The 17,565-nt window shown below is 61.3% G+C and carries 19 protein-coding genes; 9 read left to right on the forward strand and 10 right to left on the reverse strand.

What is annotated here, in order from left to right; all coding sequences use genetic code 11:
* Positions 1–2 precede the first annotated feature (2 nt).
* On the reverse strand, positions 3–455 hold the full coding sequence (locus ABWO90_RS22450; RefSeq protein WP_353193441.1) for an Lrp/AsnC family transcriptional regulator: 453 nt from the start codon (positions 453–455) through the stop codon (positions 3–5).
* A gap of 114 nt (positions 456–569) precedes the next feature.
* Here ABWO90_RS22450 and ABWO90_RS22455 point away from each other — a divergent pair, with 114 nt between their 5' ends.
* Positions 570–1,187: a LysE family translocator gene (locus ABWO90_RS22455; RefSeq protein ID WP_353193442.1), complete on the forward strand. Its 618-nt coding sequence runs from the start codon at positions 570–572 to the stop codon at positions 1,185–1,187.
* A 129-nt stretch (positions 1,188–1,316) separates the two neighbouring features.
* Here ABWO90_RS22455 and ABWO90_RS22460 read toward each other — a convergent pair whose 3' ends face one another.
* Complete coding sequence (locus ABWO90_RS22460; RefSeq protein ID WP_502922680.1) at positions 1,317–2,870, reverse strand: amino acid permease; 1,554 nt, start codon at positions 2,868–2,870, stop codon at positions 1,317–1,319.
* A gap of 246 nt (positions 2,871–3,116) precedes the next feature.
* Complete coding sequence (locus tag ABWO90_RS22465) at positions 3,117–3,788, reverse strand: dihydrofolate reductase family protein (protein WP_353193443.1); 672 nt, start codon at positions 3,786–3,788, stop codon at positions 3,117–3,119.
* A 221-nt stretch (positions 3,789–4,009) separates the two neighbouring features.
* Here ABWO90_RS22465 and ABWO90_RS22470 point away from each other — a divergent pair, with 221 nt between their 5' ends.
* Complete coding sequence (locus tag ABWO90_RS22470; RefSeq protein ID WP_353193444.1) at positions 4,010–5,254, forward strand: DUF1835 domain-containing protein; 1,245 nt, start codon at positions 4,010–4,012, stop codon at positions 5,252–5,254.
* A 116-nt stretch (positions 5,255–5,370) separates the two neighbouring features.
* On the opposite strand, the gene ABWO90_RS22475 is transcribed toward ABWO90_RS22470, so the two are convergent.
* Together ABWO90_RS22475 and ABWO90_RS22480 are read right to left on the reverse strand one after the other, a co-directional pair.
* Entirely contained in the window at positions 5,371–5,721 is a 351-nt protein-coding gene (locus ABWO90_RS22475; RefSeq protein ID WP_353193445.1) for a VOC family protein, read from the reverse strand.
* Positions 5,722–5,848: 127 nt separating this feature from the next.
* A complete protein-coding gene (locus ABWO90_RS22480; protein ID WP_353193446.1) occupies positions 5,849–6,340 on the reverse strand; it encodes a GNAT family N-acetyltransferase in 492 nt (163 codons plus the stop codon).
* Positions 6,341–6,574: 234 nt separating this feature from the next.
* On the opposite strand from ABWO90_RS22480, the gene ABWO90_RS22485 reads away from it, so the two are divergent.
* Both ABWO90_RS22485 and ABWO90_RS22490 read left to right on the forward strand, forming a co-directional pair.
* Positions 6,575–7,144 (forward strand): YdeI/OmpD-associated family protein, encoded by a 570-nt coding sequence (locus tag ABWO90_RS22485; protein ID WP_353193447.1) that lies wholly within the window; start codon positions 6,575–6,577, stop codon positions 7,142–7,144.
* Between the two features lie 129 nt (positions 7,145–7,273).
* Positions 7,274–8,185 (forward strand): bifunctional GNAT family N-acetyltransferase/nucleoside diphosphate kinase regulator, encoded by a 912-nt coding sequence (locus ABWO90_RS22490; protein ID WP_353193448.1) that lies wholly within the window; start codon positions 7,274–7,276, stop codon positions 8,183–8,185.
* Between the two features lie 32 nt (positions 8,186–8,217).
* On the opposite strand, the gene ABWO90_RS22495 is transcribed toward ABWO90_RS22490, so the two are convergent.
* A complete protein-coding gene (locus tag ABWO90_RS22495; protein ID WP_353193449.1) occupies positions 8,218–8,778 on the reverse strand; it encodes a sugar O-acetyltransferase in 561 nt (186 codons plus the stop codon).
* Positions 8,779–8,989: 211 nt separating this feature from the next.
* Between ABWO90_RS22495 and ABWO90_RS22500 the strand changes: the two genes are divergently transcribed.
* The 5 genes from ABWO90_RS22500 to ABWO90_RS22520 all read left to right on the forward strand — a co-directional run bounded on the left by ABWO90_RS22500 (position 8,990) and on the right by ABWO90_RS22520 (position 13,320).
* On the forward strand, positions 8,990–9,880 hold the full coding sequence (locus ABWO90_RS22500) for a LysR family transcriptional regulator (RefSeq protein ID WP_353193450.1): 891 nt from the start codon (positions 8,990–8,992) through the stop codon (positions 9,878–9,880).
* Between the two features lie 136 nt (positions 9,881–10,016).
* Entirely contained in the window at positions 10,017–10,694 is a 678-nt protein-coding gene (locus ABWO90_RS22505) for an epoxyqueuosine reductase QueH (RefSeq protein ID WP_353193451.1), read from the forward strand.
* 40 nt (positions 10,695–10,734) lie between these two features.
* Positions 10,735–11,718 (forward strand): DUF1852 domain-containing protein, encoded by a 984-nt coding sequence (locus ABWO90_RS22510; protein ID WP_353193452.1) that lies wholly within the window; start codon positions 10,735–10,737, stop codon positions 11,716–11,718.
* Between the two features lie 29 nt (positions 11,719–11,747).
* Positions 11,748–12,776 (forward strand): methionine synthase, encoded by a 1,029-nt coding sequence (locus ABWO90_RS22515; RefSeq protein WP_353193479.1) that lies wholly within the window; start codon positions 11,748–11,750, stop codon positions 12,774–12,776.
* A gap of 34 nt (positions 12,777–12,810) precedes the next feature.
* Complete coding sequence (locus ABWO90_RS22520) at positions 12,811–13,320, forward strand: flavin reductase family protein (protein ID WP_353193480.1); 510 nt, start codon at positions 12,811–12,813, stop codon at positions 13,318–13,320.
* Positions 13,321–13,375: 55 nt separating this feature from the next.
* Here the strand turns inward: ABWO90_RS22520 and ABWO90_RS22525 are convergent, their stop codons facing one another.
* The 4 genes from ABWO90_RS22525 to ABWO90_RS22540 form a co-directional block, all read right to left on the reverse strand.
* On the reverse strand, positions 13,376–13,951 hold the full coding sequence (locus ABWO90_RS22525; protein ID WP_353193453.1) for a TetR/AcrR family transcriptional regulator: 576 nt from the start codon (positions 13,949–13,951) through the stop codon (positions 13,376–13,378).
* 140 nt (positions 13,952–14,091) lie between these two features.
* Entirely contained in the window at positions 14,092–14,694 is a 603-nt protein-coding gene (locus ABWO90_RS22530) for a VOC family protein (protein ID WP_353193454.1), read from the reverse strand.
* Between the two features lie 19 nt (positions 14,695–14,713).
* Entirely contained in the window at positions 14,714–15,583 is an 870-nt protein-coding gene (locus tag ABWO90_RS22535) for a fumarylacetoacetate hydrolase family protein (protein ID WP_353193455.1), read from the reverse strand.
* A gap of 21 nt (positions 15,584–15,604) precedes the next feature.
* A complete protein-coding gene (locus tag ABWO90_RS22540) occupies positions 15,605–17,380 on the reverse strand; it encodes an FAD-dependent monooxygenase (protein ID WP_353193456.1) in 1,776 nt (591 codons plus the stop codon).
* Between the last annotated feature and the right edge of the window lie 185 nt (positions 17,381–17,565).

Consider the following 17,565-nt stretch of genomic DNA (forward strand, 5'->3'; position numbering starts at 1 on the left):
CGTCAGAGGGGTAAGGGCCGATGCTGACAGACGCTCTTCATGACGAGCGTCGACGTCATCTTGAGCACGCCGGGAAGGGCGGAGAGCTTGCGGTCGTACAGGGTCTGGAAGGCCGCCAGATCTTTCGTGACGATATGGAGCATGTAGTCCGGTTCACCGAACAGGCGCTCCGCGCTGATGACTTCCGGCAAGTCCAGCACGGCGGCTTCGAATGCCAACAGCGTGGGATGCGTGCTTTCCCGGAGCGTGGCGAACACGATGGCCGAAAAGGTCAGTCCGACGGCCAGCGGCGCGATGGTCGTGCGGTAGCCGGAGATGACCCCGGCTTCTTCGAGCGCCCGAACCCGACGATGACACGGCGAGAGGCTCAAGCCGATGCGCTCTGCGACCTCCGTGATGGAAAGTCGTCCATTTTCCTGCATAACGGCAAGAATCTTTCGATCAATATCGTCCATGCGGGAGATTCTACTGCAATCGTCGGTTGTTCGAGGAAGAATAGGGAGCACCTTTTTCGGCTGTCCACGTAACATTGCCAGTCCGATTTCGCGGTATTCATGGATGGACTTGAGATGGCAACGAGTGTGTTGACAGCCTTCTGGCTCGTGTCGCTTTCGCTGGTGGTGGTGCCGGGCGCCGACTGGGCCTATGCCATTTCGGCGGGCATGCGACAACGAGCGATCGTCCCGGCGATTGCGGGGTTGCTGCTCGGGTACGTTGCGATCACGCTGGTCGTGGCGGGCGGGGTCGGCGCGCTCGTCGCGCGGGTGCCGATGCTGCTGACCGTGCTGACGTATGCCGGGGCTGCCTACCTGCTCTGGCTCGGCGCGAACGCCATCCTTCGTCCGTCGGCGCCGCAGGCCGGTGCGCAAGAAACGCAGTCGACTTCCGCCCGGTGGGTCGCCCAGGGCCTTGCTGTCAGCGGCCTGAACCCGAAGGCGTTGTTGCTCTTTCTCGCATTGCTTCCCCAGTTCACGAGCCCGAGCCACGCGCTGTCGATCGAAGGGCAAATTGCCGAGCTAGGCCTCGTGCACATGCTCAACTGTCTGGTGGTGTACTCGGTGGTCGCGCTCGGCGCCCGGTTGGTGCTGCGCGCCCGCCCGGCCTTCGCGCGAACGATGAGCCGCATCTCCGGCAGCGCGATGGTCATCGTGGCGCTGGTGCTCGTCGCCGAACAGGTGCGGCGCTGATTTTGCCGTTGGTTGTGCCCAGGCGCGACGGTGTTCCTGTGCCGATCCGTCTCCCGAAATGCAAAATGCCGCCCGACCGGGTGGCCGAGCGGCATTCGGGACACGCAATGTGCGCTGCGACGTTCCCGCTTAGCCGATCTCCGTCGCCGTGCCCGACACCGGTGCCGCATCGCGGCGCTGCGAGCGCACGTCCGGGAACTGCATGTCGCGGTACTTCACGAAGTGCGAGCCGCGCACGAGACGGTAACCGGCCCAGATCAACAGAAACAGCGGAATGCCGATGTACGTTGCGACCACGCCGCCCCAATCGATCCTGTCCTGCAAGAACGCCTCATAGTTCTGCCCCAACGTGATGATCAGACACAGCACGAAGGCGAAGATCGGCCCGAACGGGAAAAACGGCGACACATAGGGCAGGTTGGCGAGGTCGTGGCCCTGCTTCAGATAGCCGCGCCGGAACCGGTAGTGGCTGATCGCGATGCCCAGCCAGGCGATGAAGCCGGTCATGCCGGACGTGTTGAGCAGCCAGATGTACACGGCGTTCGGGCTGAACACGAACGTGAAGAAGCATAGCGCCGCGACGGTGGCCGTCGCGAGCAGGGCATACGTCGGCACGCCATTGGCCGAGACGCGACCGAAGACGCGCGGCGCCTTGCCGTCGCGAGCCAGGCTGAAGAGCATGCGCGTCGCCGCGTACATGCCGGAATTGCCCGCGGAGAGCACCGAGGTCAGCACCACCGCGTTCATGACCGACGCGGCCCCCAGCAACCCCGCCCGCTCGAAAATCAACGCGAACGGGCTGACGCTGATGTCCGAGACGTCGTTACGCAGCAAATGCGGGTCGGTATAGGGGATGAGCAGACCGATCACCAGAATCGCCGCCACGTAGAACAGCAGAATGCGCCAGAACACCTGGCGCACGGCGCGCGGCAGGTTGCGCGCGGGGTCTTCCGATTCGCCGGCAGCAATCCCGATGAGTTCGGTCCCCTGGAACGAGAATCCCACCACCATTGCCACGCCGATCAGCGCGGCAAATCCGCCGGCGAAAGGCGCATCGCCTACGGTCCAGTTGGCGACACCGCCGGTCTCGCCGCCGCGAATGATGCCCAGCAGCATCATCACGCCCATGACCACGAACGCGAGCACGGCGATCACCTTGACGAGTGCGAACCAGAATTCCGCTTCGCCGAACCCGCGTGCCGACAGGGCGTTGAGCCCGAAGGTGATGGCAAGGAACAGCGCGCTCCAGTACACGCCCGGTATGTCCGGGAACCAGTACGCCATGACCAGTTGCGCGGCCACCAGGTCCACCGCCACCGTCACCGCCCAGTTGTACCAGTAGTTCCAGCCCAGCGCGAAGCCGAAGCCCTGATCGACATAGCGCGCGCCGTAGGTCGAGAACGAGCCGGAGACCGGCATGGCGGCGGCAAGCTCACCGAGGCTCGTCATCAGGAAATACACCATGAGCCCGATCAGGACATAACCCAGCAGCGCGCCACCCGGGCCCGCCTGGGCGATGGTGGCGCCGGAGGCCACGAACAGGCCGGTGCCGATGGACCCGCCCACCGCGATCATCGTCAGATGACGCGCCGAAAGCGTGCGGCGCAATTCGCCCTGCGTCGAGGCGCCCGCTTGCACGTGCCCCCCGCTTTCGCGGTGCTGGTTATGTTCCGGTCGTGCCAAAGTCGTGTTCCTCGGGATCTTTGAAGTGCGCGGATTGTACTGGAATGAGCACCCGTCGATGTCGAATGCGCCCTCAGACGACGGATCGTGCGCAGACGTTGCATAGGCGGCGAGCGTCGCGAGAGCCGCGTCGGGTCGGCATTGATGCCGCCTTGGGCGTCAGCGAATGATGGCGATACGAGTGAGCGGTGGGCGCACGGGCTGCGGCAGTGCCCGCAGGTCAAGGGCACTGCAATCGGTGCGTTGTCAGCCAGCTGTCGTGCTCGCTTGCCCCTGTCGACGCAGCACGACATGCGTGGCTTTCTCCGTTGGCACCGACTGCACGCATTCGTAGCCGAGCGAGCGAAGATCGATACCTTCGAACAGTGCTTCGCCGCGGCCAAGCAGCACGGGCGAGATGGCGATGTGCAGTTCGTCGATGAGCCCTTCCCGAAGATATTGACGGATGGTCTCCGCCCCGCCGCCGATGCGCACGTCTTTTCCGGCGGCCGCGTCGCGTGCGCGTTCGAGGGCCTCGTGAATGCCACCGGTGACGAAGTGGAACGTGGTGCCGCCCTTCATCTCGATGGCGGGGCGGGCGTAGTGCGTGAGGACGAAGACGGGCACGTGATAGGGCGGCGTGTCGCCCCACCAGCCTTTCCAGTCGTCGTTCGGCCAGTCCCCGCGAATGGGACCGAACATGTTGCGCCCGAGAATCCACGCCCCCAGGTTCTGGAAGCCGCGTGCGGCAAAATCGTCATCCGCGCCGGTGGTGCCTTCGTCCTTGCCGAACAAGGATCGCTGGAACGTGCGGGTCGGGATCAGCCATTGGTGCAGGTCGGTCCCGCCGATGCCGAGCGGATGGTTGATGTCCTGCTCCGGACCGGCGCCATAGCCGTCAAGTGAAAGGGTAAAACCGTTTACGCGAACGCGTGTCATTGTCTGCCTCCGGGCGAGCCGTGCGAAATGCTCGTGAGATCTCGTCAATCATAGTCACAAAACAGCGATGCCACGATTGGAAATGTCGGCTAGAATTCGTGCACGGCGTGCAACCGCGCCCCCATTCCGCGGAAAGGGCTTGCTCCCAGGTTTCAGTGTTCTACCGCATATTCCATGCGACTCCCGGCCAATGAGCGGATACGGCCATCTCCGGAGATCGTATGCCTCAACGCCCCGACATTGCCGTGCAGAACGGCGAGCTCGACCTGAATCAGCTGCGCAAACGCGCCAAGCAACGGCTCAGGCAGATGCAGCACGCCACTTTCCCTGATGCGCAACGTGACTTGCTGCATCGCGCAGACGCCCCTGTCCTTGCCGACGCCCAGTGGCTGGTCGCCCGTGAACTTGGCTTCGCCAGTTGGCCGAAGCTTAAGGCGCATGCCGATGCCGTCGCGTTTGCCGCACAAAATCCCCGTTTTATCGCCGATGACGAAGCCAGCACGCAACACTGGCGCTGCGGCAACGACATCGCCCATGCCCTGCAGGTGGCCGGCTTTCGCGGTGAATTCCGGATGTTTGCCGACCCATTCTGCATGGGCCCCGTTCCCCGATTGCCCGAACAGGCTTTTATCGAGACGCGTTGTGAATTCATCAGCCGAACCTTCGATATCCCGATGCCGGCGGTGCGTCAGCGCGCACAGGTGGAGTACGGCGCGTTAGCCCGCATGTCGGAGGCCAAACGCGTCGTGATGTGGTGCGAAGCCGACGCCTACGATCAGTTGTTCCTGATTGCCGTACTCGCCAATATGTCGCACACGCCTGCGCTGCTGGAGCTTATCGACATCGACAGGGTGCCGGGCGTTGAGCGATTCGTCGGTATGGGGCAACTCTCGCCGAAAGTACTCGCATGGCTTTGGCCGAAGCGGCGGCGCATCGGCCAAAGCGCGATTGCGCTCGCCCGTGCCGCGTGGGATGCCTTTCGCGATGCGTCACCGCTTGAGCTGTCGGCGTTCTGCCGGGAGCCTCACGACGAACTTCCGCTCCTGGCGCCCGCGTTGGCCCGGCAATTGCAGGAGGTGCCCGCGTTGCGCGACGGGTTGTCGCTGACGGAGCGACTTGCGTTGACGGCCATTCGCGACGCGGAGCGCACGACCCTGGCAGATGTCTTCGCGGAACTGACGGCACGTCGCGATCCGTTGCCATTTCTCGGCGACGCCATGTTCCACACGATCGCGCGTTCGTTGATGAATGGCACGGCACCGCTTATCAAGGTCCACGACGCTGAAGGCGAACCGCAGACGCGCGTCGTCGGGCTGACGCCATTGGGCGAGCAAGTGCTGCGTGGCGAAGCCTACTGGCTGGATCACGCCAGCGAGACGCGCTGGGTCGGCGGCGTCCGCATTCAGCCACGAAGCGACCATTGGGCGCTCGATGAGGATCTGAAACCTGTGTTACGACGTTCTTGAAGCGCGCGTGACGATTAACGTGCGCGGAGGATTGCGCACGTTAATCGATGACTACGCGGCCGGTGATGCCCTCGAATGACGCCAACGCCGATCGGGCGTCCGGCCAGAGTGTGCGCTCAGTCGGCCTGCGAAAGCTGAAAAACGTTGCCTTCGGGATCCTCGCCGTCGCACATCAACTGGGGAAAGCCGTCGTAGCGCTTCAGGTCACGCATTCGCACGCCTTCGGTTAGCAGCTTCTCGCGCAGTTCCGTGATCCCCGAGGCCAGTGAGAAGACCATTTTCGCGTTCGACATATTGCCGTGGGCCGGTTGATCCCGATAGGCTTCGCCGACCCTGTGAAATGCAATCTCGGTGGGGCCCGCTTGAAGCACCGCCCATTCGTTTTCGATGGATTCGGTGACGGCGAAGCCGAAGTGGGTCTGGTAGAAAGCCTTCAACAACTCGACATCGCGAACGTACAGGATCAATCTCGAGAGAGAAATCGACATTTAGTGCTCCGAATTGGCATGAGGGCAGCGCTTTCGGATTGTCGTCGATTTTCATGAATTAATCACGCTTCGGGAGACGGCGGGATGGTTTGAACTGCGCGCACACCTAGCTCCCGATTGAACTGTCCTGACGCGGCTGTCCCGGTTGACGAACGTAGTAGATGTCCCACTCCGCTTCTTCCACCTGGAGGAAGCCGTGGCGTTGATAGAAGCGGTTTGCATCGCTCTCCCGCAGCGCACCAAGGCGAATGGGGATGTGCCGGGCGTCGGCGTCGTCAATCACGGTCCGCAGAACGGCCGCGCCGAGACCGGCGCGTTGGAATTCTGGCAGGATATAAAAGTGATCCAGCAACCAGTGGTCGTCGTGCGGGCGGATCAGAATGAAGCCTGCCGGCACGCCGTCGACATCGATAAATCGGCACAGCGACGGGTCAAACGTATTCAGGAAGCGCTCACGTGCGCGTTGAGGATCGAAGCGTCCGATGCGCTCGAGACTCTCGCGCATCGCGGCAATGCGGATTTCGACCAGCGTTTCCGCGTCAGAGAGGGCGGTGCGACGAAACGTGAAATTGACGGGGCGTGCACTGTGGGCTGTCATGTTCGGTGCAGAAGCGTTAGTCGAATTCGGAGTGTAGTGTGCGAAGCCGCCGATAACTGACTGAAACCGGCCGTCCCGGCGAGCAGGAACGCTGGCGTGAGTGCAGTGCGCATGGCCTCTTCCATGACTTCGAGACTTTGGGGAAGCAACGCCACCTCCTGACGGTCGTGAACATGTAGCCGCATGCTATACCACTCTACATGTTCGTCTTAATCCAACGAAACGGATGGCGCCATGACCGAACCTCGCCTGACTTTTTCTGACCCGACGGAATGGGAACACTGGTTGAAGCAAAACGGCACCAGTGGCGCCGGGATATGGCTGCGCCTTGCCCGAAAGGGCACCGTTCAGGTGTCCTTGACCTACGAACAGGCGTTGGAGGTTGCCCTGTGTCACGGCTGGATCGACGGTCAGAAGCAGGCGGAGAGTGATGAGTACTGGTTGCAGCGGTTCACCCCGCGCACGGAAAAGAGTCTCTGGTCCAAGCGTAATACCGAACGGGCGGAAGCGATGATCGCGGCGGGGCGAATGCGCCCTGCGGGCTTGCGCGAAATCGAGCGCGCCAAAGCGGATGGCCGATGGGCGGCCGCGTATGCATCGCCAGCCAATGCCGTCGTGCCCGACGACTTGCAGGCCGCACTGGATGCGAACCCCAAGGCCGCCGCGTTTTTTGCGACGCTCAATAGCCGAAATCGCTACGCAATCCTCTTTCGGATACAGAACGCCAAAAAGCCGACAACGCGAGCGCGCAAGATCGACGCGTTCATCGGCATGCTGAGTCGCGGCGAAACCATTCATCCGTGAGAAACGCGGTTCGGGCGCCGACGGACTTCCTCGTTCGCGCGGACTGCCTTAAAATGGCGGTTCTTTCGAAAGAACCGTCAAGGCCGTTGCCGCGAAAGGCTTTCATTCTTGCAACCCAGTGTGGCGAAGATGAGCAAGCCTTTCATTTCTCTGTGCCCGGAGATCACTCGGGCAAACGCGTTCCATTTGATCGATTGGCTGGAAGACGAGAGCGTGATCCGCTATTTGAGCGATTCGCGACATGCCTCCCGGTTCATCGAACAAGTCGTCAATCGGGTCCAGTTGCCGACCCTCACGCATCTCTTCAATCAGGGTGGCCGCTTTTTCATGGCCTACGACCGGCACGACGAGCCGGTAGGCTTCGTTCGCCTGGTGAAGACAGGTCCGGATTGCGAGATCGTTCTGGTCATCGGAAACCGCGATAACTGGGGCAGAAAGCTCGGCGCCAGTGCCTTGGGCGAGGGCATGAAGCTCGCCTTCTTCGACATGCGGGCCGAAAAACTCATCGCGAAGATTCATGCGGACAACACGCGCTCGGTCAAGGCCTTCCTGCGCTGTGGCTTCCTGCTCGACAGTGAAACCCCTGCGCTGAAGTCCTACGTGATGACGGCAGAGCGTTATCTTGAGTGCTTGCGCGAAGGTCGTGTGGGCGGACCGTCCGATATCTACATCACGGAGATCGATCAGGCCCGGCTCCGGAATCTTGTCGCGCTGGAGCAGGGGCCCGAGGTGGTCGAGCTGGAGCACGAGATCGAGCGCGCCATTGTCGTCGATGCGCGACAAGTGTCGCGCGATGTGGTCACGATGAACTCCCGTGCCGTGCTGCAGCTGGACGACGAGACGATGGAAGTCGACCTCGTCTATCCGCAGGACGCAGATGGCAGCGCAGGGAAGCTATCCGTTTTCTCCGGCGTCGGCTCGGCGATTCTCGGCTATCAGGAGGGTGACGCGATCGACTGGCGGATTCGGGATCGGACCCGTCAAATTCGCATCGAGAAAGTCCTTTACCAACCGGAAGCCGCCGGCGATTTTCATCTGTAAGGTCGCGGGGGCAGTGTGATCGCCCGTGACGTTCATTCGTCCGCAATCGAGCGGATGACCTTCGCCGGGTTGCCGCCGACCAGCGTGTTCGGCGGGACATCTTTGGTGACGACCGCGCCCGCCGCAACCACTGAATTCTCACCCACGTCCACGCCGCCGATGATCGTGACCCCGGCGGAGATCCAGACGTTATTTCCGATTGTGATGGGCTTGGCCACGACACCGCTGTGCCGCTGTGAGGGTGCGATGGGATGGCCGGACGTGATCAGGCTGACGTTCGGTCCGATCAGCACGTCGTCGCCGATATCGATCCCGCCGAGGTCGTAGAAAGTGCAATTCTGATTGATGAAGACATTGCGCCCGACGCTGATGTCGACCCCGCCCGTCGTGTAGAACGGGGGGATAAGCAGGACGCTGTCGTCCACCGGTTTGCCGATGAGCTCGCTGAATATCGCCCGGACGTCATTGGCGTCGTTGAACGTCAACTGGTTGAGTTTTGCGGTGATGATCATCGCTCGCTTGACGTTCGCTGACATCGCTGCGGATTCCGGTGTCTTTCTGAGAATCATCTTCGTGCGATCACGATTCGGCATTCGGTACTTGTCTCCTGATGACGGCTGACGGGGGCGGGCCATGCACCGTCAGTGTCTGTTTTCCCAAGCTGTGACTTTCCACAACGGCTGTCGAAGGAAAGTTCGGCCGGCGTCAAGCATATCAGCGCCGTCGTTGTGGACCACAGCGCGGCGCCAAATGATGAAGTAAAATGATGCTATCCACAAAAAACATGAATTTTTCTCATTTATCATGCTTGATCGTATTCATCTCTCCATCGTCCAGGAAGTGGAAAAACAGGGGTCGCTGACAGCAGCGGCAGGCGTTCTGCACGTGACGCAGTCGGCCTTGAGTCACAGCATGAAGAAGCTCGAGCAGCAGTTGGGCACCGACATCTGGCTGCGCGAAGGCCGGAGCCTGCGTTTGACGCAGGCTGGTCAATACCTGTTGGCCGTGGCCAATCGGGTGCTGCCACAGTTGAGCCTGGCCGAAGACCGTTTGCGGCAGTTCGCCCAGGGTGAGCGTGGCGCGTTGCGCATCGGCATGGAATGTCACCCCTGTTATCAATGGCTGCTGAAAGTCGTGTCGCCTTATTTGGCCGCGTGGCCGGACGTGGACGTCGACGTCAAGCAGAAATTCCAGTTCGGCGGCATCGGCGCGCTGTTCGGCTACGAGATCGATTTGCTGGTCACGCCCGATCCGCTGGACAAGCCGGGCCTCGTCTTCGAACCGGTGTTTGACTACGAGCAGGTCCTCGTCGTTGCCGGCAACCACAAGCTGGCCAAAGAGGCATACATCCAGCCGAAGCAACTGACCAATGAGGTACTGGTGGCCTATCCGGTGCCGATCGACCGCCTCGATATCTACAACATGTTCCTCTCGCCGGCCGGTATCACGCCCAAACGCCACAAGGCGATCGAGACCACCGACATCATGCTGCAAATGGTCGCCAGCGGCCGCGGCGTAGCCGCGCTGCCGCGCTGGCTGGTGCTGGAATATGCCGACAAGATGGACGTGGTGCCCGTTCGACTGGGCAAGAACGGCATTGCCAAACACATCTTTCTCGGCGCTCGCGAAGCCGATATGGATATCGATTATCTGCGCGCATTCATCGAACAGGCGAAACTGCCAGCCAAGGGGTGAGGCCTTGTGGCAAGCCGCTCCATGAGTGGCGCTCATGAACACATGAGAACTTATCGATATTCATGAGACCCGGTCGGACACCATAATTCGAGCCTTCCAGTCCAGCGAACGCGGACGTATTACATGGAGAGTTCTCATGGCGTCCGCCACCGAACGCAAGCCTTTGGCGTTACCAGGCGGCCATCAGAAGGTGCTGTTGCACTCGTGCTGCGCGCCATGCTCGGGTGAAGTGATGGAAGCGATGCAGGCCTCCGGCATCGACTTCACGATCTTCTTCTACAACCCGAATATCCATCCGCTCAAGGAATACGAACTGCGCAAGAACGAGAACATTCGTTTTGCGGAGCAGTTCGGGATTCCGTTCGTCGACGCCGATTACGACCGCGATAACTGGTTCGCACGTGCCAAGGGCATGGAGCACGAGCCGGAGCGTGGCGTGCGTTGCACGATGTGCTTCGACATGCGCTTCGAGCGCACCGCGTTGTATGCCCATGAGCATGGCTTCCCGGTCATCACCAGCTCGCTGGGGATCTCCCGCTGGAAGAACATGCAGCAGATCAACGACTGCGGCGTGCGGGCCGCGTCGCACTACCCCGACATGCTGTACTGGGAATACAACTGGCGCAAAGGCGGCGGCTCCGCGCGAATGATCGAGATCAGCAAACGCGAGAACTTCTACCAGCAGGAGTATTGCGGCTGCGTCTATTCGTTGCGCGACACGAACCGTCATCGCGTGGAAAGCGGGCGCGAGCGTATCGAGCTCGGCGTGAAGTTTTATGGGGACGACGACCCTGCGCAGAAGCACGACGAGTAAGCGCAGGTATTTGTCTCGGAAATAAGGCCATCAGATCAAAATGAGTAAAGATTTCACATTTGCCATCAAGCGAATTCGTTTCGACGAGGACTATGAACCGTCGGACAACACGCGCATTACGACCAACTTTGCCAACCTGGCCAGAGGGGAAAGTCGGCAGGAGAATCTGCGCAACACGTTTCGGATGATCGACAATCGCTTCAATGCCCTCGCGCATTGGGACAATCCGAAGGGTGATCGCTATTCCGTCAACCTCGAGATCGTCTCTGTCGAGATGAATATCGATGGGGAAAGCAGTGGCAATGCGCTTCCCCTCATTGAGATCCTGAAGACGACGATCCTCGATCGCAAGACCGGCGAGCGTACGGAAGGCATTGCGGGGAACAACTTTTCCTCCTATGTGCGGGATTACGACTTCAGCGTCTTGTTGCTCGAGCACAATAAGAACAAGCCGGAATTCAGCACGCCGGATAACTTCGGCGACCTGCACGGGAAGCTCTTCAAGTGCTTCGTGAACTCGAGCACCTACAAAAGTCATTTCAACAAACAACCCGTGATTTGTCTGAGCGTGTCGAGCACCCGGACCTACCATCGGACCGCGAATCGACATCCTGTGCTGGGCGTCGAGTACCTGCAGGATGACTACTCGCTGACGGACGAGTATTTCAGGAAGATGGGGTTGAAGGTCCGCTACTTCATGCCTGCGAACAGCGTCGCACCTCTGGCTTTCTATTTCTCCGGCGATCTGCTGGCGGATTACAGCAGCCTTGAGCTGATCGGCACCATCAGCACGATGGACACCTTCCAGAAGATCTATCGTCCCGAGATCTACAACGCCAATTCAGCGGCGGGGGAATCCTATCAGCCGAGCTTGAAGCACGAGGACTTTTCGCTCACTCGAATCGTTTACGACCGAGAAGAGCGTAGCCGGCTGGCGATTGAGCAAGGAAAGTTTGTCGAAGAGCAATTTATCAAGCCGTACCAAGCTGTTCTTGAGCAGTGGTCTGCCAACTACGCTCTTTGATTCATCAAAAAAATACAGGGTCATTGATCATGAAGAAATTGTTGCCCACGTCGACCGCCGGTAGCCTGCCCAAGCCCTCCTGGCTTGCGCAACCCGAGAAGCTCTGGTCGCCATGGAAATTGCAGGATGAGGAACTGGTCGAGGGCAAGCGCGATGCGTTGCGCCTGTCGTTGCAAGAACAGCAGCACGCCGGTATCGATATCGTCAGCGACGGTGAGCAAACGCGTCAGCATTTTGTGACGACGTTTATCGAACACCTCGACGGCGTGGATTTCGAGAACCGCCAGACCGTCCGTATTCGCGACCGCTATGACGCGAGCGTACCGACGGTGGTCGGTGCCGTGGCCCGAAAAAAGCCGGTTTTCGTCGAGGACGCCAAGTTTCTGCGTCAGCAGACCAAGCAGCCCATCAAATGGGCGCTGCCGGGGCCGATGACGATGATCGACACGCTTTACGACAACCACTACAAGAGCCGCGAAAAGCTCGCATGGGAATTTGCCAAGATTCTCAATCAAGAGGCCCGGGAGCTGGAGGCGGCAGGTGTCGATATCATTCAATTCGACGAGCCCGCGTTCAATGTCTTCTTCGACGAGGTCAACGAGTGGGGCGTCGCCACGCTGGAAAAGGCCATCGAAGGGCTCAAGTGTGAGACCGCCGTGCATATCTGCTACGGCTACGGCATCAAGGCGAATACCGACTGGAAGAAGACGCTCGGCTCGGAGTGGCGCCAGTACGAAGAGGCCTTCCCGAAGCTGCAAAAGTCCAGCATCAGCATGGTCTCGCTGGAATGTCACAACTCGCACGTGCCGATCGACCTGATCGAACTCATTCGGGGGAAAAAGGTGATGGTAGGGGCCATCGATGTGGCATCCGATACCATTGAAACCCCGGAGGAGGTCGCCAACACGCTGCGCAAGGCGCTGCAGTTTGTCGATGCCGACAAGCTCTATCCTTGCACCAACTGCGGCATGGCCCCGTTGTCGCGCAACGTCGCACGCGGCAAGCTCAAGGCGCTGAGCGCCGGCGCGGAAATCGTTCGAAATGAACTCTCGAAGTAGTTCTGCGCTGTTGTCGGACGCGGTACGCGGGGGAATGCCCCCCGCGTCGACACCGATCGAGCCATTGCGTTTTCGCGAAGCGCTCGGGCACTACGCGTCCGGTATCACGGTCATTACCTCACACGTCGACGGCGAGCCTATCGGGTTCACGTGCCAGTCGTTCTACAGCGTGTCGATGAATCCGCCCCTGGTGTCATTCAGCGTGATGTCCGGTTCGGCGAGCTATCCCAAAATTCGTCAGGCTGGCCGATTCGCGGTCAATATCCTGTCGGACGAGCAAGTCGGGATTTCCAACCAATTCGCCCGGCGCGGTGCGGACAAGTGGCATGGCGTTGAACGGCTGGATTCGCCCTTGGGCAATCCGATCATCGCAGGCAGCCTTCACTGGCTGGATTGCGAAATCCACGCCGAGCACGCGGCGGGGGATCACCTGATTGTGATTGGCGAGGTGAAGGCGTTGAACCTGCAAGACACTGCGGCGGCCCAGCCGTTGTTGTATTTCAAAGGGCAGTATCGCAACATCGCGACGCATGGCGCAGTTTGAGCGAACGTCACACCGGGAGCGGTTCCCGGATGTCCCGTGAATTGGGTTGCGTGATTCAGAGACGGACCGGCAGCCTGGCGATCGCGCGGGCATCGGTTGCCGACATGCCCATGGCGCGCAGCATCGATTCCGCAACGGCTTCCGCAAAGCCCGCAGGGGTTTTCTCCACGAGTTGCGTCTGAATCGCCATCGTCAATGCGCCGAGCCCCATCACTACGGCGACCTGAACGGACGGCACGTCGAAGCGCTGCGCACGAATGCCGCTCCGGATATCGGCCAGCACACCGCGACGCATGTCTTCGCTCCAGCCGGAGTGCAGGTTGGGCACCGAGCGCAGCAGCATCCATCCCCATTCCGGGTGTTCCTTGCAGCTTCGGATAAACATCCGGCTCGCAATGGCGATGCGTTGCGCCGGATCGTCGATGTCGGCAATGATCGGACGAATGCGGTCGTCGATCTCGTCGGCCACGTGAGCGCCGACGGCAAACAGGAGTTCGTTCTTCGTTCGGAAATGGTTGTAGAACGTGCCTTTGGCGACGTCGCCCGCCGCGATGAAGTCGTCCAGCGTAGGCTCGTCGGCGCCTCGCTCCTTCACCACTGCCAGTGCCAGATCGATGATGTGGGCGCGCATGCGTGCCCGCCGCTCCCGGCCGATCTCAGCGCGCCGCGCCAAATCCACTGTCGCTTTCGCCATGTCTGTCCCGCTCGCCCCGTTTGCCTGAGCGAGCGAGTTTACCGCATCGTCCACGCCGGAATACGCCTTTCGCGCGATTACATGCGGACCATGTCCCACGGGTTCGTCCCCGCAGGCAACGGCTTACGCTCGGTGAGGCGCTTGACCGGCTCCCCGGCTGCCAGACGCTCGATCCACGCCTGCGGCTCGAAGATCACGCCAATCGGATTCTCGTCATAGGCGCCCGACGCAAAGAACGCATCGCACTCCTCGTCGGTGAAGTTGTCCACCTGCAACTCCACCTTGTGGCCGTCCGGGTCCTTGTAGTAAAGCGACGTCGTGGGGCCGTGATTGATGCACCAGTAAGGCGCGATACCGGCGTCGCGAAGTCGCAGGTAGGTGCCGAACAGCTCGTCGAGATTGCGATAGGTAAATGAATAATGATCGACGACGTAAGACGGTGCGGCCGGCAGCGGTTGCATTCCCTGCGCGCGGATGAAGCCGACGCGATGGTGCTCGTCGTCATACCGCAGGAAACAAAGGTTCTCGTTCTCGAACGCGACCTTCGCGTTGAGCACGGCCAGATACCAGTCGCGCATCGCTCCGATCCGGTCCGTCAGGCAGATCACGTGGGCCAGTTTGAAAGGCGATAGTGCTCGCGCCTTGTCGCGCAGGTGTTGTTGGTGATTCTCGAGGGTCATGAGGGTCTCCTTGTCAGGCTCAGGCGGGTTCTTCGCACACCGTGTTTTCGATGGCGCCGATGCGATCGATCTCGACACGCACCACGTCTCCGGGGCGCAGCCATGCGGGCGGGTTTCGCAGTCCACCGACGCCGGCCGGCGAGCCGACACTCAGCACGTCGCCCACTTCCAGCGTGCACCGCTGGCTCAGATCGCTGACGAGTTGTGCGCAATCGAAAATCATCTCCGACGTCATGCCGTCCTGCCGCAAGTCGCCATTGACCCACGTGCGGATGCGCAGCGTGCCGGCGTCGCCCAGTTCGTCGGGCGTCACGATCCAAGGTCCGATCGGGCCATGCGTATCGAACGACTTGCCGATAGTGGCCGTGGCATTTCGCATCTGCCAGTCGCGAATGCTGACGTCGTTGCACACGAGATAGCCCGCGACGACGTCGAGTGCTTCCTCAGGTGAGATGCGGCGGCACTGTCGGCCGATCACCAGGCCGAGTTCGCCTTCGTAATCGAGCTGACCCGAATCGCGCGGCGCCCATATCGGATCGAACGGCCCGTTGACGCATGTCGTCTGCTTGTTGAACCAGATCGGTGCGGTGGGCTCCGCAATGCCCAGATGACGCACTTCCTCGATATGCGAGCGGAAATTGCCGCCCACGCCGAGAAACTTCCCGGGACGCCGCACCGGCGAGATCACGCGAACCGTCGCCGGGTCGATGTAGCTCGTGGCCGCCGCGACACGCTCGCGTGCAGCGCGCAAAGCGGGTTCTCCAATGCGGAACAGGTCGATGATTTCGGTCAGGCGAGTGGGCAGGGCCTCCGTGAGATCGACGATGCCGGACGCCGTCATCACACCCGCGCGACGCTCGTCGTCGCGCAGAAAATTCAACAGTTTCATGTTTGTGTTTTCCTCTTGTTTTCAGGCGGCCGGGCGGGACAGGACCTGGCGTACGGCGCGCAGCAACGCAGCGCCGGCGCCTTCGGCGTCGACGGTGGTCTGGCTGCGCCATGCGACAACCTTGTCCGGCCGGACCAGCACGCAGCCGCCGTCTTCGAATTGACGAAGGTCGTGCCAGTCGTCGTCGATGTCGCGCCAGTCGAGACCGACGCCGATGGCGACGACGTCGACAGGTACGCCGACGCACTGCGCAACCTGTGCTGCCGCTTCGCGCCACCGGGCGTGACCATGTCCGCAAAGCAACGTCAGGCGGCCGGGGCGGCAGAGATCCAGCGTCGATGCATGAGCGGCACCCTGTGCTACCCACGTGTGCGGCAACGACGCGCCCGGGCGTGTGCTGGGGAGGTAATGCAGTTCGGCATCAACCGCCGGCTCCTCGCTGCCGGATGGCGCGGATGACGCCTCCGGCGCCAGCGCCCCGTTGTCGTAGCGCGTGTTCAGCTCGGTGCCGTGCGCGCAGAAGTGGTACTGCTGCAGTGCGAGGGCTTCGCGCAATGTCGCTCGTCGTTGCGCGCCGTCGGCGGAGTCTTCATGCAGCGCCTGGTAACGACGCCATCCCTGCTCGGGGCTCTGTCCTTCCTCAAAACCGAGCGCACGCGCGACCTGAATGAAGTAATCGATGTTCTGCATGGAGCGCTGCACGACCTTTTGCGCGACCGGCAAGCGCTCGGCTTCGTAGGAGTCGAGCAACGCTTCGCCTGCGTCGGACCGAAGCACGGCTGCGAGTTTCCACGCGAGGTTGTAGGCGTCCTGCATGGAGGTGTTGGAGCCGAGGCCACCCGACGGCGGGTGCCGGTGCACGGCATCGCCTGCAATGAACACGCGGCCCGCGCGCATCCTGTCCGCGACGAGCGCGTTCATCTGCCACGGGTTCACGGACAGAATCTCGACGGCGAGATCGTCGTCGCCCACCAGCGCGCGAACGCGCGCCGACATGGCGTCGACGCTGAGATCCGGCGCGCCGTGTGCCGGGTCGTACATGAACGACATGACCCATTCGTTCCACGGCTTCACATTGACGAATCCGCCACTCCCTACCCAGAAGTCGACGCCGGGCCGATTGGTCCAGTACAGGAAGCCAGGTCGATGCGCGCAGTAACGCGTGAGGTCCGCCTTGAACCACACGTTGACGGCCGCGCCCCAGCCCGCCTGCCCGGTATGGGCGATGCCTACCGCCTCCGCGACCCGGCTTCGGGCGCCGTCCGCACCGACGAGATACTGACAGCGAACACGATAGCGCCGTGCGTCCGTGCGGTCTTCGATCAGCGCCGTGACGCCGTCGGCATCCTGCTGCACGTCGATGAGTTCGTGATTCCACCGAATGGCGGCGCCGCGCGCCATTGCCGCACTCGCCATGATCGGCTCCAGCAGGCTCTGCGCGATATTCACCGACCGACATGGACTGGCCTTGCGAAAGGCGTCCTGCCGCGTCTTCATGTAGGTCGGAATACGTGCGAACTCCACGCCCGCGAGCGTCTCCGTCCACACCACATGCTGCGCAAGCTCGGTCGGCATGCCCTGCGCGCCGACCTCCGCTTCGAGGCCGAGCTCGCGCAGGATCTCGATCGAGCGCTGATTCTGATAGTGCGCACGTGGCGTGTTGGCGGTCCACGCATAGCGGTTGATCGTCAAAGCCTCGATGCCGTATTGACGCAGCAACAGTGCCATCGTCAGCCCCGCCGGGCCCGCCCCGACGATCAGGACAGGCACTTCCAGCAATTCTTCAGTCATTTTCATGGTCGTCTCGGTGTCTCGTGTCGGGCCTTCGTCCGACGGCGTCGTTCGCCGACGTGATGGGTTTTGTGTCGTCATTAAATCGCAAAATGAACAAATAGGTCAAATTGGTGTTAACGATCATTTTTGAATTGTGTGGTGGTGCGCATCATGCAAGCGCTTGGGGGCGATGGACTTCCTCGCTTCAC

It is taken from the genome of Pandoraea pnomenusa (assembly GCF_040391475.1).
Lineage (GTDB): Bacteria > Pseudomonadota > Gammaproteobacteria > Burkholderiales > Burkholderiaceae > Pandoraea > Pandoraea pnomenusa_C.

Excerpts from the sequence above, each read along its gene's own strand:
- ABWO90_RS22450 (WP_353193441.1), bottom strand. The coding sequence starts at position 455 with ATGGACGATATTGATCGAAAGATTCTTGCCGTTATGCAGGAAAATGGA.
- ABWO90_RS22455 (WP_353193442.1), top strand. The coding sequence starts at position 570 with ATGGCAACGAGTGTGTTGACAGCCTTCTGGCTCGTGTCGCTTTCGCTG.
- ABWO90_RS22465 (WP_353193443.1), bottom strand. The coding sequence starts at position 3,788 with ATGACACGCGTTCGCGTAAACGGTTTTACCCTTTCACTTGACGGCTAT.
- ABWO90_RS22470 (WP_353193444.1), top strand. The coding sequence starts at position 4,010 with ATGCCTCAACGCCCCGACATTGCCGTGCAGAACGGCGAGCTCGACCTG.
- ABWO90_RS22480 (WP_353193446.1), bottom strand. The coding sequence starts at position 6,340 with ATGACAGCCCACAGTGCACGCCCCGTCAATTTCACGTTTCGTCGCACC.
- ABWO90_RS22485 (WP_353193447.1), top strand. The coding sequence starts at position 6,575 with ATGACCGAACCTCGCCTGACTTTTTCTGACCCGACGGAATGGGAACAC.
- ABWO90_RS22490 (WP_353193448.1), top strand. The coding sequence starts at position 7,274 with ATGAGCAAGCCTTTCATTTCTCTGTGCCCGGAGATCACTCGGGCAAAC.
- ABWO90_RS22495 (WP_353193449.1), bottom strand. The coding sequence starts at position 8,778 with ATGCCGAATCGTGATCGCACGAAGATGATTCTCAGAAAGACACCGGAA.
- ABWO90_RS22500 (WP_353193450.1), top strand. The coding sequence starts at position 8,990 with ATGCTTGATCGTATTCATCTCTCCATCGTCCAGGAAGTGGAAAAACAG.
- ABWO90_RS22505 (WP_353193451.1), top strand. The coding sequence starts at position 10,017 with ATGGCGTCCGCCACCGAACGCAAGCCTTTGGCGTTACCAGGCGGCCAT.
- ABWO90_RS22510 (WP_353193452.1), top strand. The coding sequence starts at position 10,735 with ATGAGTAAAGATTTCACATTTGCCATCAAGCGAATTCGTTTCGACGAG.
- ABWO90_RS22515 (WP_353193479.1), top strand. The coding sequence starts at position 11,748 with ATGAAGAAATTGTTGCCCACGTCGACCGCCGGTAGCCTGCCCAAGCCC.
- ABWO90_RS22520 (WP_353193480.1), top strand. The coding sequence starts at position 12,811 with ATGCCCCCCGCGTCGACACCGATCGAGCCATTGCGTTTTCGCGAAGCG.
- ABWO90_RS22525 (WP_353193453.1), bottom strand. The coding sequence starts at position 13,951 with ATGCGCGCCCACATCATCGATCTGGCACTGGCAGTGGTGAAGGAGCGA.
- ABWO90_RS22530 (WP_353193454.1), bottom strand. The coding sequence starts at position 14,694 with ATGACCCTCGAGAATCACCAACAACACCTGCGCGACAAGGCGCGAGCA.
- ABWO90_RS22535 (WP_353193455.1), bottom strand. The coding sequence starts at position 15,583 with ATGAAACTGTTGAATTTTCTGCGCGACGACGAGCGTCGCGCGGGTGTG.
- ABWO90_RS22540 (WP_353193456.1), bottom strand. The coding sequence starts at position 17,380 with ATGAAAATGACTGAAGAATTGCTGGAAGTGCCTGTCCTGATCGTCGGG.